Origin of the sequence: Acidovorax radicis (genome assembly GCF_020510705.1) — a bacterium.
Classification (GTDB): Bacteria; Pseudomonadota; Gammaproteobacteria; order Burkholderiales; family Burkholderiaceae_C; genus Acidovorax; species Acidovorax radicis_A.
On record NZ_CP075184.1, the window covers coordinates 753,880 to 768,871 of the forward strand.

A 14,992-nucleotide genomic window follows, 5' to 3' on the forward strand; every position below is an offset into this window, starting at 1 on the left:
GGGCCTTGAGTACGTCGCCGTCCACCGAACATCACAACGCGTTCAATGCACTGCGCATCGGAGCCGCGTCTGCCGTGATCTTTAGTCACCATTTCCACATCACCGGTACGCGGCCGCCAGCATGGCTGCATTCCGACATGGTGGGGGGCGTTGCGGTAATGACATTCTTCACGGTCAGTGGATACCTTGTCACCCTGAGTTGGCTGCGCGATCCTCGTGTGCTGGCATTTGTTGCCAAGCGCCTATTGAGGCTGTGGCCAGGCATGTTGGTGGCGATTCTGGCAGATGTGCTGCTGTTTGGACCTATGTTCACCACGCTGCCGCTGCGGGAGTTCTGGACGCATCCGGCAACCCTGGAGCACTGGCGCAATCTATTGCTGGTGGACGCTTACGTGAACTTGCCGGGCGTCTTTCCGGCCAATCCGCTCGCCGGTTTGATGAACGGGCCGTTGTGGACGATTCCGATGGAGCTCATGTGCTACGGAGTACTGGCCGCAGCGGGCGTGCTGGGTGTGATGCGCAGGCGGGTGTTTGCATGCCTGGCGACGTTGGGGTATCTGGCCTTTTTTCTGGTCATGCGCAATGCAGATTTGACAGGAACCATGCGCCATTGGTTGGAGTACCCCGCTTACTTCGCCTGTGGCGGGCTGATTGCTTTGTTTCGTGATGTATTTCTGCTCCATGCCCGGAGGTTGGTTCTGGCGGTGATTCCGTTGGCTGCGGCCCTTTTTTTTGGGGCGAAGCTGGAGCACTCGGCCGGACTGTTGCTGTTGCCACCATTGCTGGTTTACTGGGGAACGCGCAGGGCGCCTGTGTTTTCATGGCTGCATCGCGCGGGCGATCCTTCGTACGGGATCTATGTGCTGGGATGCCCCATTCAGCAGGTGGTGCAGGCTGTCTGTCCTCAACTGCCTTTCTTGGCTAGCCTATCGCTCGCACTGATCTTGGCGTGGTCGGCGGGATATGCATCCTGGCATCTGGTGGAAGCCCCGGCCTTGCGTCTGAAACGCATGCTGGGTCGCGCTGGGCCGCCCGATTTGCCAAGTCGGGTGGCAGTGTGAATGCATTTTTGAATTGCCGTGAGAGGTCTGAGTGGCAAGTGCCCGACAACTCAAACGGTTGGTGGCAGCGATGGCTCTGTTGGGGGGGGGCGAGAGGACAATCGGCACATGTTCGCTCCGCTTCGGTGGTGCGCCTTCCGCGCTGGCGATTTGCTGTAGCGAACGATCAAAACACCTATGGGACTGACTAATCGGAACAACCGTTTCAACCTGTTGCGCTTGGTAGCCGCTTTGGCTGTTTTTGTAGCCCATGGGGATTTTTTATACCGCTTGCATCTGCCGGTGCCTTTCCCGGGGCACAGCCTGGGTTCGTTGGCGGTTTATGTGTTTTTTTTCATCAGTGGCTACCTAGTGTGCCAAAGCTGGTCGCGCGAGCCCGACTGGATTGCCTTCTGGATCAAGCGGATGATGCGAATCTTCCCTGGGCTCATCGTGGCGGTGGCCTTTTCGGTGTGCATTCTGGGTTGGTCGGTCACGACGCTGTCCTCTAGAGACTATTGGCAGTCTTCTGCGACATGGCTCAATCTTGTCAACAACGCGGTGGGCGTGGCCACTGTGCAGACTTTACCTGGGGTGTTTGAATCCAATCCGTTTGCGCGCGCTGTGAATGGCTCGCTTTGGACGATCAGGTACGAACTGACCATGTACTTTTTGCTGGCCACGATAGCCTGGGGCGCGCGCGGGCGCCGTTGGGTTTATCCGGTGGGGGCCATCGTTTTGGCACTGCTGTGGGAACTTGCTCGGATAGGACACTGGGATGCCGCCATCGAGGGTGTTGGGGGGGCTTTGGCTGACGTGTTCCGCTGGCGGGATTTTTGCGGCTTCGGAGTCCCCTTCTTCATGGGAAGCACGATGGCCGCCTATGGGATTCGTCCGCGTCGGTGGATGGGGGTGATCGCTGTATTGGCTGGCGTATGCGCTCTTTATGAAACCAATGCCTTGCTGCTTCAGGGCTTGGTGTGGGGGGGCATCGTCTTTGGCACGTTCTATGTGGCACATGTCGGCCGCTCTGAGCCGCTGGGCGTGGCCAGAGTGCAGGCTGACCTTTCCTATGGTGTTTACATTTACGCTTTTCCGGTGCAACAGGCCGCGACAGCGCTGTGTTTGCGGGAGGGGTGGTCGTTGATGGCCTGCATGTTGCTGTCGCTGGTGCCCGTCGTGTTGCTTGCGTTGCTATCGTGGTACGGCGTGGAGAAGCCCGGTATCCGGGCCGGTTCCCGATGGTTGGCCGCCGTGCGGACCGGGCGGGCTATGCCCGTAGCCAATTCTTGACTTGCCGCTGCCAGTGCGCTGGTATGCGCAGTGCAGCGCCTCGCAGGAGTGGCAGCGAGCGCAAGTAGACAAGTGCGTTCAGTGCCGCAGAGCGCGCATTAGCGCCTGCTGCGGGTTGCGGCAGATAGCGTGCGATGGTGGTGTGGTCCGGTGGAGTTGTGGCAGTGCCTGCCGTAACTTGGGCTGTGCTCGCCAAATAATCATTCCGATAGCTCCATACGTCGTCTTGCGGTGTCAGCTGGGCCTGTGGCGCAAGGGCTGGTGGCGTTGCGCTGGCAAAGTTCTGGACACGGATTTGACGGAAGAAGTCCACCCATTCCATCGCTGACCGGTCCCAGTCGCAGACCCAGCTCCATGGCCGCGCCGCCACGCGCTCCGCAAAGGCACCGATGTCAGGCACCGCCACTGGCAAGCCCGCCTGCAATGCGGCGCTGAGGGTGTAGCTGTAGGTTTCAGGCCATTGCGCGGGGAACCACGCCAGGTCTGGCTGTAGCCATTGCAGCAGGCCGGACAAATCCTTCTCGTCGTAGGCGCCATGGATGGTTAGCCTCGCGCGGGGCTGAGTTTGCAGATGCCGGTATCCATAGCCCAGCAGATGAAACTCCACAGGCGCTTGTTGTTTGGCGGCCTCCATCGCCACGGCTTCCAGCAGGTCAGCCCCCTTAATGGCGCTGAGTGCGCCGATCACGGCAATCTTGAGTGGCGCATTCGCCGGGTGGGGTTGCGGTGCGGGAAGGGGGAGTTCTGGTGGGAAGCCATTGCCTGCGAGATCGGTGTGGGGCACAGCACGGACGCGTGCACCCGGCGCAAAGGCGGCCATGCGCCGAGCGGCGTCCTGGCTCGGCGCGATCACGACGCGCGCCGCAGTCAGGAAGTGCCGGTTGCGGTGGCGCCAGTCGGCCACGGTGCCGGTGCCTGCGGGGGCAGGATCATGCGGAGAGCAGCAGGCGCATTCGCCCGGGTGGGGTTCTGCGGCGTAGCGGTTGTCACTGCCGGTAAGCGATATGTGGGTGCAGTAACTGTAGTAGTCGTGCGCGGTGAAGTCGTAGGTGGTTCCCAACTGGTTGGGCAGGTCTGCGATGGCTGCGTCGTGCCCCAGCAGGTGGTGGTAGTGAATGTGCCGCACGCCCAGTTGTCTCAGCACCTGCACCAGGTCGGGGTATTGGTCTGCGATGCGGAAAACGAGTTGAAAACCTTCGCCTTCGCCCGCCAGCTGGAGGCTGACGCAGCGATCCGGTGCGGGTGTCAGTGTGAGAAAGGTGGCCTGGGTGCTCAGGTGTTGCGCCAGCTCACGGACGTGGCGCACCGTGCCTCCCGCGCGGTCGTGCAGCACGGCCAGAACCACAGGCAGCCCTGCCTGCACGATACGGGCTGCGTCAATCGCCATGCGATATGCCTGGGCGGGGTCTTCGCGCACAAAGGCCATCACGGCGCTTTCGTAGCGCGGGTGCAGGCGGCGCAGCGTTTCCATCGCGGCTTTTTCGCGGGGGCTTTTGCTGTCCCCAAAGCTGACGCCGCCGGTGTGCAGCACGAAGGTGTCCAGCAGGTGCAGGTTGCGCCACCCAGCCTCAGCGGCGCGTTGGCAGAAATCGTTTTCTTCGCCGTAGCCTTTGCCGAAGTTATCGGTGTCGAACAGGCCCACCTGCGCCAGGCAGTCGCGGCGGATGTACATACAAAAGCCCACGCCCGTGGGCACATCGACCACCACGCCGGGGTTGGTTTGGGCACACAGGGCATCGAGCCGGGCGGTGTCATAGCCGGCCGGCAGGCTGTTGTCCTTGCAGAACCGGGGGTAGCTGCAAATGGTGGCGTTGTTGGAGAACGGGGTGACCGACGCTACCTTGGCATCGCCATAGGCAGCGCTGCGGATACGGTCGAGCCAGTCGTTGGCGACTTCGGTGTCGCTGTTGAGCAGCAGCACATCGTTGCTGGTGCTCAGCGCCATGCCCCGGTTGACCGTGCCAACAAAGCCGAGGTTGTCGGGGTTTTCGAGAAGGGTGATGCGGCTGTCCTGGGCAGCCCGCTCACGCAGCCAGTCGGTGACTTCGGGCTCGGGACTGGCGTCGTTGATGACGATCAGTCGGTAGGTGCTCTGGTTGGCGCTGGCGAGCACCGAGTCGATGCACAGGCGGGTGTCGGCCAGGCCTCGGTACACGGGGACGATGATGTCCACCGGATGGTCGGGTGCCGGAACGGGTGTGGGCACTGGCTGGGCGGGGGTGCTGCGGGGGGCGCGGCCCAAAAGGCGATCAATGCGCATCTTGGCGTGCACGAGGGGGCGGGTGGCGCGGAACACGGTGGAGGACTCGATGTTTTTCAGGTGCTGGGCAAGCTCGTCGTAGTCATGCTGCAGGCGGGTGGCTTCCAACTGCCAAGTGGCACGCTGGCGTGTGGCGGCCTGGTTGCTTTCTTCGAGCAGTGCGTTACGGCTTTGGGCGGATGCCAGCGTGGTTTGCACCTGGTTCAGGTGGCCTTGGATATCGCGGGTGCTGGTTTCGAGTTGGGCGATGCGATCGTGCAGGGGCTGCACGCTGCCGGAAAGCGCCAAGTAATCCGCAGACATGGGCCAGCCCAGTTGGATGTCGAGAACCATGCCTTCTGGCGGGCAGGCGGCCAGTGTTTCAGGCGCAATGGGCAGCTCAAACCAGGGGTCGTCGCCCGCGAGCAGCAGCAGGGTAGCGTCGGAGACTGTTGGCAGGGGCGCGTGCCAGACGATCTGACTGTGCGGTGTGGCTGCCAGCAAAGAGCGTGGGCTGGTCTGTGCATCCCATTCCCACACCGCATCACCTTGCGCATTGCGCAAGGTGATGCGGTACAGGTGCAGAAAGCCGGCACGGTCGGCCGGGTCCAGGCGCAGGTGGGATAGCGGCTGGCTCTGGCGTGGCAAAGCGAAGCGCAGGGTTTGGCGCTCTGTGCCGATGGTGCCGGTCGTGGTGAGTTTTGTGGACTCTGCGTATTGGCCGTCTTGGCCGTTGTAGCCCAGATAGAGCTGGGCCGTGAACCGCGCCTGGGCCGGCGCACCGGTCGGTGGCGTTGGCCCCTCGGTCAATTGCGGTTGAGCGACCGGGTGGGCGACGCAGATGAACTGATACGTCAAGGCATCGGGCGCGCCGAGCAGGTGCCGGGCCACGGAGGGTGGCAGGCTGTCAAAGGCGACGTTGAACTCCGATTCCGGCAATTCACGGGCGATGGTGTCGATCGAGTCAAGCCCCCAGCGGTGTTCGCCGAGAAAGCGGGTCAGTGAGCGGCGCGTAAAAAAACGCAGGTGGGTGCGGTCCAGCAGGCCTTCCTCGCGGTAGAGAAATTCCCCCCCCAGCAATTCGGCAATGAGGCCGCTGTATCCGGCATTGGGCACGGAAATGAGCAGCTTTCCGTCTGGCTGGAGCAGTTGGCGGCAGGCGGCCAGCACCTGTTCGGGGCGGCTCAGGTGTTCCAGCACGTCCGCGCACACGATGAAGTCATAGCGGTTGCCTGCAAAGGTGGCAACCAAGTCACAGGATTCCAAGTTGTCCACCACTACGCGCCGGTAATGGGGGCGTGCATGGGCTGCCTCGGCTTCGCTGAGGGTCACGCCATCCATCGTGCAATCCTGCGTGGCAGAAAGGTGCAGCCCCAGGGCGCCGCTGCCGCAGCCCAGATCTAGCACCGTGGACTGGTTGCGCACCAGGCCCGCCAACACCGATAAAGAGGTGCGCTCGCCCGGGGTAATGCTGCGCAGATAAACGTGCAAATCTTCCATTGAATGCGTCATCCGGGGATTATGACGGCGGGCGCTGCGCATTTGTAACCGGGTAGTGCGCCAGAACAGGGACAATCACCGCCTTGATGAATGTTCCATTTTCTTCGCCGTCCTCCCTTGTGGTCTCTGTGATCAGCCACGGCCATGGCCCTTGTGTGCAGGCCTTGCTGGAGGATCTGGCCAGGTTTTCCGCTGCCACGGTGCGCCGTGTGGTGCTGACACAAAACCTGCACGAAGCACCGCCGAAAGCGCCTGCGGCGGGATGGCCCTTCATATTACAAGTCGTCAAAAATGAGAGGCCCGCCGGGTTTGGCGCGAATCACAACCGGGCGCTGACCAGCGCGACAGAGGATTTCGTCTGCGTGCTCAATCCTGACGTTGGTCTGGGTGGGCATGATCCGTTTGCCGCGTTGACGCAGACCGCTGCGCTGCAGGGCGCGGGGTGCAGTTATCCGGTACAGCTGGATGAACACGGTCGGGTGCAGGACAGCGAGCGCGAAGTCCCGTCCCCTCTGGCGCTGTTGCGCAGGCGCCTGCTGGGGCGCTCCGAAACCCGTGTGGACTGGGTCAACGCCGCTTGCCTGGTGCTACCCGGTGCCGTTTGGCGGGACGTGGGAGGGTTTGACGAGCGGTATTTCATGTATTGCGAAGATGTGGATTTTTGCCTGCGCCTGCGATTGCGGGGGCTCCGCCTGGTGAAGGCGCCGGTGCAGATCATCCATGCGGGCCAACGCGCCAGTGGGCGCCGGTTGAATCATCTGGCGTGGCATGTGCGAAGCCTTTGGCTCTTGTGGAGATCGCCTGTTTACCGCCAGGCGCAACACTTGCTAACCGTGACCCCCGCCACCAAGGGTACGATCGGCGCCCCATGATTTGGTTGTCTGTGGTTGGTTTTCTGGTGGCGGCGTTGGCTGCAGGTCTTATCGTTCGATGGGGGCGTGGACATGCCTCTGTGTATGGCGATGCCATGCCACAGCGCTTTCATTTGGGCGATGTTCCCCGCCTGGGCGGCGCTGCACTGCTGGTTGGCATGGCGTTGAGCTGGGGTTTGGGCATCTGGCAGACAACACTGTGGGGCGACCCTGGTTCTTTAAAATTGGGCGCCTGGGCGTGGGCGTGGCTCGTGGTGTTGTTACCCGCTGCCCTTGGCGGAATTGCCGAGGACGTGACCCAGCGCTTGTCGGTGCGCTACCGCCTGACGCTCACGGCGGCTTCGGGCGGCCTTGCGGTCGGGCTGCTCGGTCTCGCCCTGCCCAGTGTGGGCTGGCCCTGGCTGGACGCCGTGCTGGCAACTGCCCCTTGGCTGGGCGTGGCCATCGTGGTCCTGGCGGTTGCGGGCCTGCCCCATGCTTTCAACATCATTGATGGCTATAACGGCCTGGCGGGCATGGTGGCGCTGATTGTGTGCCTTGCGCTGGCGCATGTGGCGCTGCAGGTGGGTGACCGCGCCTTGGCAGCGTTGCTGGTGTCCACTGCTGCCGCCACGGCGGGGTTTCTGGTGTGGAACTATCCGCGTGGCATGTTGTTTGCCGGTGATGGCGGGGCGTATGTCTGGGGTGTGGTGATTGCCATGGCCAGCATCTCTCTGGTGCAGCGCAACACCGATGTGTCGCCGTGGTTTCCCATGTTGTTGCTGATCTATCCGGTGTGGGAAACGGTTTTTTCGATCTACCGCAAGGCGGTGCGGGGGGTGTCGCCCGGGGTGGCCGACGCGCTGCATTTTCACCAACTGATTTACCGGCGCATCGTGCGCGGGGTGTTTCACGACGATGAATCGCGCCGCGTGCTGATGCGCAACAACCGCACATCGCCTTACCTGTGGGGTTTTACCCTGCTGACCGTGGTGCCTGCGGTGCTGTTCTGGAACAACACGCCTTTGCTCATGGCGTTTTGTGGGCTGTTTGTGATCAGCTATGTGATGGCGTACATGGCCATCGTGCGGTTCAAGGTTCCCCACTGGCTTCGCCGCTGAAAGATGGTGTGCCCGCCTGCAGCGGCGCGGCCCGCAGATGCGGCACAATTTGCGCCTCATCAATTTCTGCGGATGGCACGCCTCCATGACCGACCTTCTTTCGATTGCACCACGCGACAAGGCTGAAATTCTGGCCCAGGCGCTGCCCTATATCCGCAAGTTCCATGGCAAAACCATGGTCATCAAATATGGCGGCAATGCCATGACAGACCCGGCGCTGCAGGCGGATTTTGCCGAAGACGTGGTGCTTCTCAAGCTGGTGGGCATGAACCCGGTGGTGGTGCATGGGGGTGGCCCGCAGATTGAGACGGCACTCAATCGTCTGGGCAAGAAGGGTGAGTTCATCCAGGGCATGCGGGTGACCGATGCCGAGACCATGGAAGTGGTCGAGTGGGTGTTGGCCGGTGAGGTGCAACAAGACATCGTGGGCCTGATCAACCAGGCCGGTGGCAAGGCCGTGGGCCTGACGGGCCGTGACGGCGGCATGATCCGCGCGCAAAAGCTCAAGCTGCTCGACAACAAAGACCCCTCCATCGAACACGATGTGGGGCAGGTGGGCGACATCGTCTCCATCGACCCCAGTGTGGTCAAGGCCTTGCAGGACGATGCGTTTATCCCGGTCATCAGCCCTATTGGTTTTGGCGAGAACAACGAGAGCTACAACATCAATGCCGACGTGGTGGCCAGCAAACTCGCCACCGTGCTGCGGGCGGAAAAGCTGATGCTGCTGACCAACACCCCCGGCGTGTTGGACAAGGCGGGCAACTTGCTCACCGATCTCACCGCCCGCCGCATCGACGAGCTGTTTGAGGACGGCACTATCTCGGGCGGCATGCTGCCCAAGATCGCCGGTGCCCTCGATGCCGCCAAGGCCGGTGTCAACGCAGTGCACATCATCGATGGGCGCGTGCCCCATGCCCTGTTGCTGGAGATCCTGACCGATCAGGCGTATGGGACGATGATCCGTAGCCATTGAAGTGAAACACCCCCTGAGCCGCTTCGCGTTGTCCTCCTCTGCCGCTGCGCGGGAGAGGGGGCGCCCGTCTCGTGGGCTGTGGGCGGCGCACAGCGCAGGGAGGCACTGGCATGCGGCTGTTGCTGGTTGAAGACGATGTGATGGTGGCCAGCGGCATCAAGCTGGGGCTGTCTGACGCGGGCTATGCGGTGGACTGGGTGGGCAGCGGTGAACGCGCTGAAGAGGTGTTGCGCGCCGAATCATTTGATGCCGCGATCATCGACATCGGCCTGCCGGCCATGGACGGCCTGGAGCTGACCCGCCGCTTGCGGCGCCCCGACATGGCCAACCCGGCGATGCCGGTGCTGATCTTGACTGCCCGCGACGCCCTGCATGACCGGGTGCAGGGGCTCGACTTGGGGGCGGACGACTACATGGTCAAGCCCTTTGAGTTGCCCGAGCTGCTGGCACGCCTGCGGGCCCTGCTGCGCCGCTCGCAGGCGGCCACCACGGCGGTGCTGAGTTTTGGCCCGCTGGAGCTGGACACCGCCGGCCGACGTGCCTGCATCCGCGGCGTGGATGGCGAGTTGGGCATCGACCTGGGGCCGCGCGAGTGGACGGTGCTGGAATATCTGCTCATCAATGCCCCCAAGCCGGCCAGCAAGGACAAACTCCTGCAGGCGCTGACGGGCTGGGACAAAGAGATCACGCCCAATGCGGTCGAGGTCTATGTGTCGCGGTTGCGCGGCAAGCTCGAACCCCATGGCGTGGCCTTGCGCTCCATCCGTGGGTTTGGGTATCGGCTGGAACTCCAGACGTCCTGATTCCGGCACAGCGCGCGCCTATTCGCCATGCTGCATCAAAAGCCCCATGCCCCGCGTTTCGGGTTGCGGGCGATGACCTCCGACCTGCGCACCCGCCTGCTGTTGATGCTGGTGTTGCCGCTGTGCCTTTTGGCGATGGTGGGCGTGTGGCTGGACTACCGCTCGGCCGATGAGGCGGCGGTGCAGCACGATCAGCGGCTGCTGCGGCTGATGCCCGCGCTGGCCGATTCGGTGCTGGCGCCGCCCATTCACGACAACGAGCCGCCGTTGCTGCTGCTTGCACCGCCGATCGAGGATTTTCTGCGGCTGAATGCGGGGTTTTCCGGCTACAGCGTGCGCAATACGGCAGGGCTGCTGCTGCTGGGCGACGAGTGGGTGAATGGCACCGTGCCCACCACCCAGGCGCCCGAGTTTCACAGCGTGGAGTATGGGGGCGTGACCTACCGGGTGGCGGTGCAGCGTGGGCGCACTGGCGCTGGCGAGCTGGTGGTGGCCCTGGCCGATGGCTCCGACCCGCGCCAGAAGTGGGCGCAGCAGCTGCTGCTGCGCGTGCTGCTGCCCAATCTGGTGCTGTTGATGGCAGCGGGGTTTGCCATTCATTGGGCCGTGCGCCAGGCGTTCAAACCGCTGGTGGTGCTGGCCGAGGCGGTGGAGCGCCGGTCCCCGCGCGACCTCAGCCCCATTGACGAAGCAGCCTCGCCCGATGAAGTGCGGCCTCTGGTGCATTCGCTCAACCACTTGTTTGCGCTGGTCAACGCACAGGCCGAAGGACAACGCCGCTTTGTGGCAGACGCCGCGCACCAGCTGCGCACCCCGTTGGCGGGCCTGCAGGCCCAGGTGGAGGCCTGGGCCATGATGGCGAAGGCGGCGGCTCCCTCGCGCAGCCTGCCGTCAGACTTTGATAAAAAACAGCCTCCAACCCAAGAGGGACAAGCGCAAGGTGCTATTGTTTTAGGAGTCGATCAGATCGAAAAGCTGCGCAACGCCACCCGTCGCACTTCGCAGCTTGCGCATCAGTTGCTGGCACTGTCGCGCGCGGATGCCCGCAGCCTGGACGCACAGCCGCCACAGCGGGTGGACATCAAAGACCTCTGTGAATCGCTGCTGGAGACGTTTCTGGATGCGGCCACAGGCAAGGGACTTGATTTGGGGCTGGACATGCAGCCAGTCCACGTCACCGGCCATGGGTGGTTGTTGCGGGAGTTGTTGTCCAACCTCGTGGACAACGCCATCAGGTACACCCAGCCGGGGGGGGTGGTCACCATCCGCTGCGGCCTGCGCCTTGGGCGAACGGGCCTGCCCAAGGCCTTTGTCGAGGTCGAAGACGATGGCCCCGGTGTGCCCGAGGACGAGCGCGCGCGTGTGCTGCAGCGCTTTTACCGGGTGCCCGGCGCAGGGGGCGAAGGCACGGGCCTGGGCTTGGCGATTGCCGACGAGATCACCCGGGTGCATGGCGCAACCCTCACGCTGGACCAGGGCCCCCATGGCCGTGGGCTGTTGGTGACGGTGCGGTTTGCGTGATGGCGATGGCGATGGCGATGATGAAGGGGGATCGGGATCGTCTGGCGGGCGGCTGTTCATGCATGGCCCGTGGGTGAGGCGGCGCGAGCGGCGGCGTGGAAGGTGTTCGCAGGGCGTGTGCGAGAATCATTTCCACACATGACTTACGCCTTTTCGCGGCCCCACGCTGCCCATTCGGCCGCAATGGGGCGAGCCTGACACCATTGGCCGATGGGCCTTATCGGAACCTTTGCCCTGCATGTCTGACTTTTTGCCCATTCCCGAGCCCGTCCTTCCTGTCGATGCAACTGAAGCACCGAGTGCGCGCAAACGCCCCAAGCCGGGCGAGCGGCGCGTGCAGATCCTGCAGGCGCTGGCTTCCATGCTGGAGCAGCCGGGCGCTGAACGCATCACCACGGCGGCATTGGCGGCGCGCCTGTCGGTCAGCGAGGCCGCTCTTTACCGACACTTCGCCAGCAAGGCGCAGATGTTTGAAGGGCTCATTGATTTCATCGAGCAGACCGTGTTCACCCTGGTCGGCCAGATCACGGGGCGCGACGCGCCCGATCCCGCGCAATCCCCCGAGGTCGGCACCCGCCAGGCGGCGCGCATTGTGGCTTTGCTATTGCAGTTTGGTGAGCGCAACCCCGGCATGGTGCGGGTGATGGTGGGCGATGCGCTGGTGTTTGAGCATGAGCGCCTTCAGCAGCGCATGAACCAGTTTTTTGACCGCATCGAGTCCACCCTGCGCCAGTGTCTGCGCGGGGCCTCGGCGGCGTCGGCCACGCCCACGGTGGACGCCCAGGTGGCGGCCAGTGTGCTCGCGGCATTTGCTGTGGGACGCCTGCAGCGCTATGCTCGCTCCGGTTTCAAGCGCCAGCCTACCGAACACCTGGAGGCGAGCCTCGCGCTGATGCTGTAGGCCGCTGCATGGATGCCGCAGCTGTGTCTGTGGGCATCGGTAAATACCCGGGGTGACGCGGCGGCGACACACCTTTGAGCGCCGCTCCCTATTTTTTTGGAGGGATTTGGCTGGGCGCTGAATTTGTTGCAGAATAGAACGAACGTTCGTTTTTATTTTGCACGCATGCCCTCCCTCCCCGAATCCAGCACCATTACCCGCATTCCGCGCTCCCGCAGTGGCACCGGGCGTGCGATGCAAAAAGGCCAGCAGACCAAGGCCGTCATTGTCGAGGCCGCGCTGGGCCTGGCCACCCACATTGGGCTGGAGGGCCTGTCCATCGGGGCGCTGGCCGACGTCACCGGCATGAGCAAGTCGGGCGTATTTGCGCACTTCGGCTCACGCGAAGAGCTGCAGATTTCGGTGGTTCGCGAATACCACGCCCGCTTCGAGCAAGAGGTGTTCTACCCCGCGATGTCTGTGCCGCGTGGCGTGGCGCGCCTTTCTGCGCTGTTCGACAACTGGATGAAACGCACCTCCATCGAAATCGACTCGGGCTGCATCTACATCAGTGGTGCGGTGGAGTTTGACGACCGCACCGGCCCCGTGCGCGATGCGCTGGCCAGCTCGGTGCTGACCTGGCACGCCGCAATGCGCCGCGCCATCGAGCAGTGCAAGGAGCTGGGCGAATTGCGCGCCGACACGAATGAAGAGCAGATGCTTTTTGAAATCCACGGCCTCATCCTCGCGCTGCATTACGAAGCGCGTTTTCTGCAAACCCCCGGCTCCATGGGCCGTGCGGTGCAGGGCTTTCACAACATCCTGGCGCGCTACAGCGCCGAGACGCTAACCGCCGCTGCAGCGGCCCCTGCGGCCACCAAGCGCCGCAAAGTTTCCAACCAAACCACCACATCCAAGGAGTAAACCCATGCCTACCTATACGCCGCCCCTGCGCGACATGCAATTCGTCATGCACGAAGTGCTCAAGGTCAGCGATGAATTCAAGGCCCTGCCGGCCCACGCCGAAGTGGATGTGGACACCATCAACGCCGTGATCGAAGAGGCTGGCAAGTTCGCAGCCGAAGTCGCTTTCCCGCTCAACATCAGCGGCGACACCGAAGGCTGCGTGCTGGACAAGGCCACCCACGAAGTGAAGACCCCCACCGGCTTCAAGGACGCCTACGCCAAGTATGTCGAAGGCGGCTGGGCCGCGCTCTCCTGCGATACCGCCTACGGCGGCCAGGGCCTGCCTTTCGTGCTGAACCAGTGCCTGTACGAGATGATGAACTCGGCCAACCAGGCCTGGACCATGTACCCCGGCCTGAGCCACGGCGCCTATGAAGCCCTGCATGCCCACGGCACCGACGAGCAAAAGGCCCTGTACCTGCCCAAGCTCACCAGCGGCGAGTGGACCGGCACCATGTGCCTGACCGAACCCCATTGCGGCACCGACCTGGGCCTGTTGCGCACCAAGGCCGAGCCGCTGCCCGATGGCACCTACAAGCTCACCGGCAACAAGATTTTCATCAGTGCCGGTGAACACGACATGGCCACCAACATCGTGCACCTGGTGCTGGCCCGCCTGCCCGACGCACCCAAGGGCAGCAAGGGCATCAGCCTGTTCGTCGTGCCCAAGTTCAACATCAAGGCCGACGGATCGCTGGGCGAGCGCAACCCCATCTTCTGCACGGGCCTGGAGCACAAGATGGGCATCCACGGCAACGCCACCGCGCAGATCGCCATCGACGGCGCCATCGGCACCCTGGTGGGCCAGCCCAACAAGGGCCTGGCCGCCATGTTCGTGATGATGAACGCCGCCCGCCTGGGCGTGGGCAACCAGTCGCTGGGCCTGACCGAAGTGGCTTACCAGAACGCGCTGGCCTACGCCAAGGACCGCATCCAGATGCGCAGTCTGTCGGGTACCAAAGCCAAGGACAAGGAAGCCGACCCCATCATCGTGCACCCCGACGTGCGCAAGATGCTGCTCACCGCCAAGGCCTATGCCGAAGGGGGCCGCGCGCTGCAGATCTTCTGCACGCTGCTGCTCGACAAGGAACACAACCACCCCGATGAAAAGGTGCGCAAGGATTCAGGCGAACTGGTGGCGCTGCTGACGCCCATCGTCAAGGCCTTCATCACCGACAACGGCCACATTGCCACCAACGCCTGCATGCAGGTCTTCGGCGGCCATGGCTTCATCAAGGAATGGGGCATGGAGCAGTACGTGCGCGACAACCGCATCAACATGATCTATGAAGGCACCAACACCATCCAGTCGCTGGACCTGCTGGGCCGCAAGATCCTGGGCAACAACGGTGCCACGCTGCGCAAGTTTGGCAAGCTGGTGGGGGCCCTGGTGGAAGAAGAAGGCGTGAACGAGAAGATGGCCGAGTTCATCAACCCCGTCGCCTACCTGGCCGACCAGATGACCAAGTTCACCACCGAGATCGGCTTCAAGGGCCTGCAGAACCCCGACGAAGTGGGCGCTGCCGCCGTGGACTACCTGCGCGTGGCCGGCCACCTGGTGTTTGGCTACCTGTTCGCCCGCATGGCCCAGGTCGCGCTGCGCGAAATCGCTGCAGGCAACACCGACCCGTTCTATGGCGCCAAGCTGCAGACAGCCCGCTTCTACTTCGCCAAGCTGTTCCCTGAGACCGCGACGCTGATGCGCACCGCACGCGCAGGCAGCAAGGTGCTGATGGACACCAATCTGGCCCTGGCCTGATTGCCGCTACTCAGCGGACGCCGGATTTCAAGCCTTTTTGCCA

Annotated in this window: 11 protein-coding genes; 10 read left to right on the plus strand and 1 reads right to left on the minus strand. The window is 63.3% G+C overall.

The genetic code is table 11. The features are described 5' to 3' along the window. Nucleotides 1-5: 5 nt before the first annotated feature. Nucleotides 6-1,061, plus strand: a complete 1,056-nt coding sequence (locus KI609_RS03415; RefSeq protein WP_226447135.1) for an acyltransferase family protein — start codon at nucleotides 6-8, stop codon at nucleotides 1,059-1,061. Between the two features lie 177 nt (nucleotides 1,062-1,238). Then, entirely contained in the window at nucleotides 1,239-2,333 is a 1,095-nt protein-coding gene (locus KI609_RS03420; protein WP_226447137.1) for an acyltransferase family protein, read from the plus strand. Here KI609_RS03420 and KI609_RS03425 read toward each other — a convergent pair. Then, nucleotides 2,311-6,084, minus strand: a complete 3,774-nt coding sequence (locus KI609_RS03425; protein WP_226447139.1) for a methyltransferase domain-containing protein — start codon at nucleotides 6,082-6,084, stop codon at nucleotides 2,311-2,313. The two genes, KI609_RS03420 and KI609_RS03425, sit on opposite strands and share 23 nt — an antisense overlap. 74 nt (nucleotides 6,085-6,158) lie before the next feature. On the opposite strand from KI609_RS03425, the gene KI609_RS03430 reads away from it, so the two are divergent. The 8 genes from KI609_RS03430 (at nucleotide 6,159) to KI609_RS03465 (ending at nucleotide 14,949) form a co-directional block, all read left to right on the plus strand. Beyond that, complete coding sequence (locus KI609_RS03430; RefSeq protein ID WP_226447141.1) at nucleotides 6,159-6,944, plus strand: glycosyltransferase family 2 protein; 786 nt, start codon at nucleotides 6,159-6,161, stop codon at nucleotides 6,942-6,944. Further along, nucleotides 6,941-8,044 (plus strand): glycosyltransferase family 4 protein, encoded by a 1,104-nt coding sequence (locus KI609_RS03435; protein WP_226447143.1) that lies wholly within the window; start codon nucleotides 6,941-6,943, stop codon nucleotides 8,042-8,044. The genes KI609_RS03430 and KI609_RS03435 overlap by 4 nt, the downstream gene beginning before the upstream one ends. Before the next feature lie 85 nt (nucleotides 8,045-8,129). Next, nucleotides 8,130-9,020: an acetylglutamate kinase gene (gene argB / locus KI609_RS03440; RefSeq protein WP_226447145.1), complete on the plus strand. Its 891-nt coding sequence runs from the start codon at nucleotides 8,130-8,132 to the stop codon at nucleotides 9,018-9,020. A 110-nt stretch (nucleotides 9,021-9,130) separates the two neighbouring features. Next, nucleotides 9,131-9,823: a response regulator transcription factor gene (locus KI609_RS03445; RefSeq protein ID WP_226447147.1), complete on the plus strand. Its 693-nt coding sequence runs from the start codon at nucleotides 9,131-9,133 to the stop codon at nucleotides 9,821-9,823. A 72-nt stretch (nucleotides 9,824-9,895) separates the two neighbouring features. After that, nucleotides 9,896-11,344: a sensor histidine kinase gene (locus KI609_RS03450; protein ID WP_226450166.1), complete on the plus strand. Its 1,449-nt coding sequence runs from the start codon at nucleotides 9,896-9,898 to the stop codon at nucleotides 11,342-11,344. Nucleotides 11,345-11,582: 238 nt separating this feature from the next. After that, nucleotides 11,583-12,245, plus strand: a complete 663-nt coding sequence (gene slmA, locus KI609_RS03455; protein WP_226447149.1) for a nucleoid occlusion factor SlmA — start codon at nucleotides 11,583-11,585, stop codon at nucleotides 12,243-12,245. A 165-nt stretch (nucleotides 12,246-12,410) separates the two neighbouring features. Continuing rightward, complete coding sequence (locus tag KI609_RS03460; RefSeq protein ID WP_226447151.1) at nucleotides 12,411-13,148, plus strand: TetR/AcrR family transcriptional regulator; 738 nt, start codon at nucleotides 12,411-12,413, stop codon at nucleotides 13,146-13,148. Between the two features lie 4 nt (nucleotides 13,149-13,152). Beyond that, nucleotides 13,153-14,949, plus strand: a complete 1,797-nt coding sequence (locus KI609_RS03465; protein ID WP_226447153.1) for an acyl-CoA dehydrogenase C-terminal domain-containing protein — start codon at nucleotides 13,153-13,155, stop codon at nucleotides 14,947-14,949. Nucleotides 14,950-14,992 lie beyond the last annotated feature (43 nt).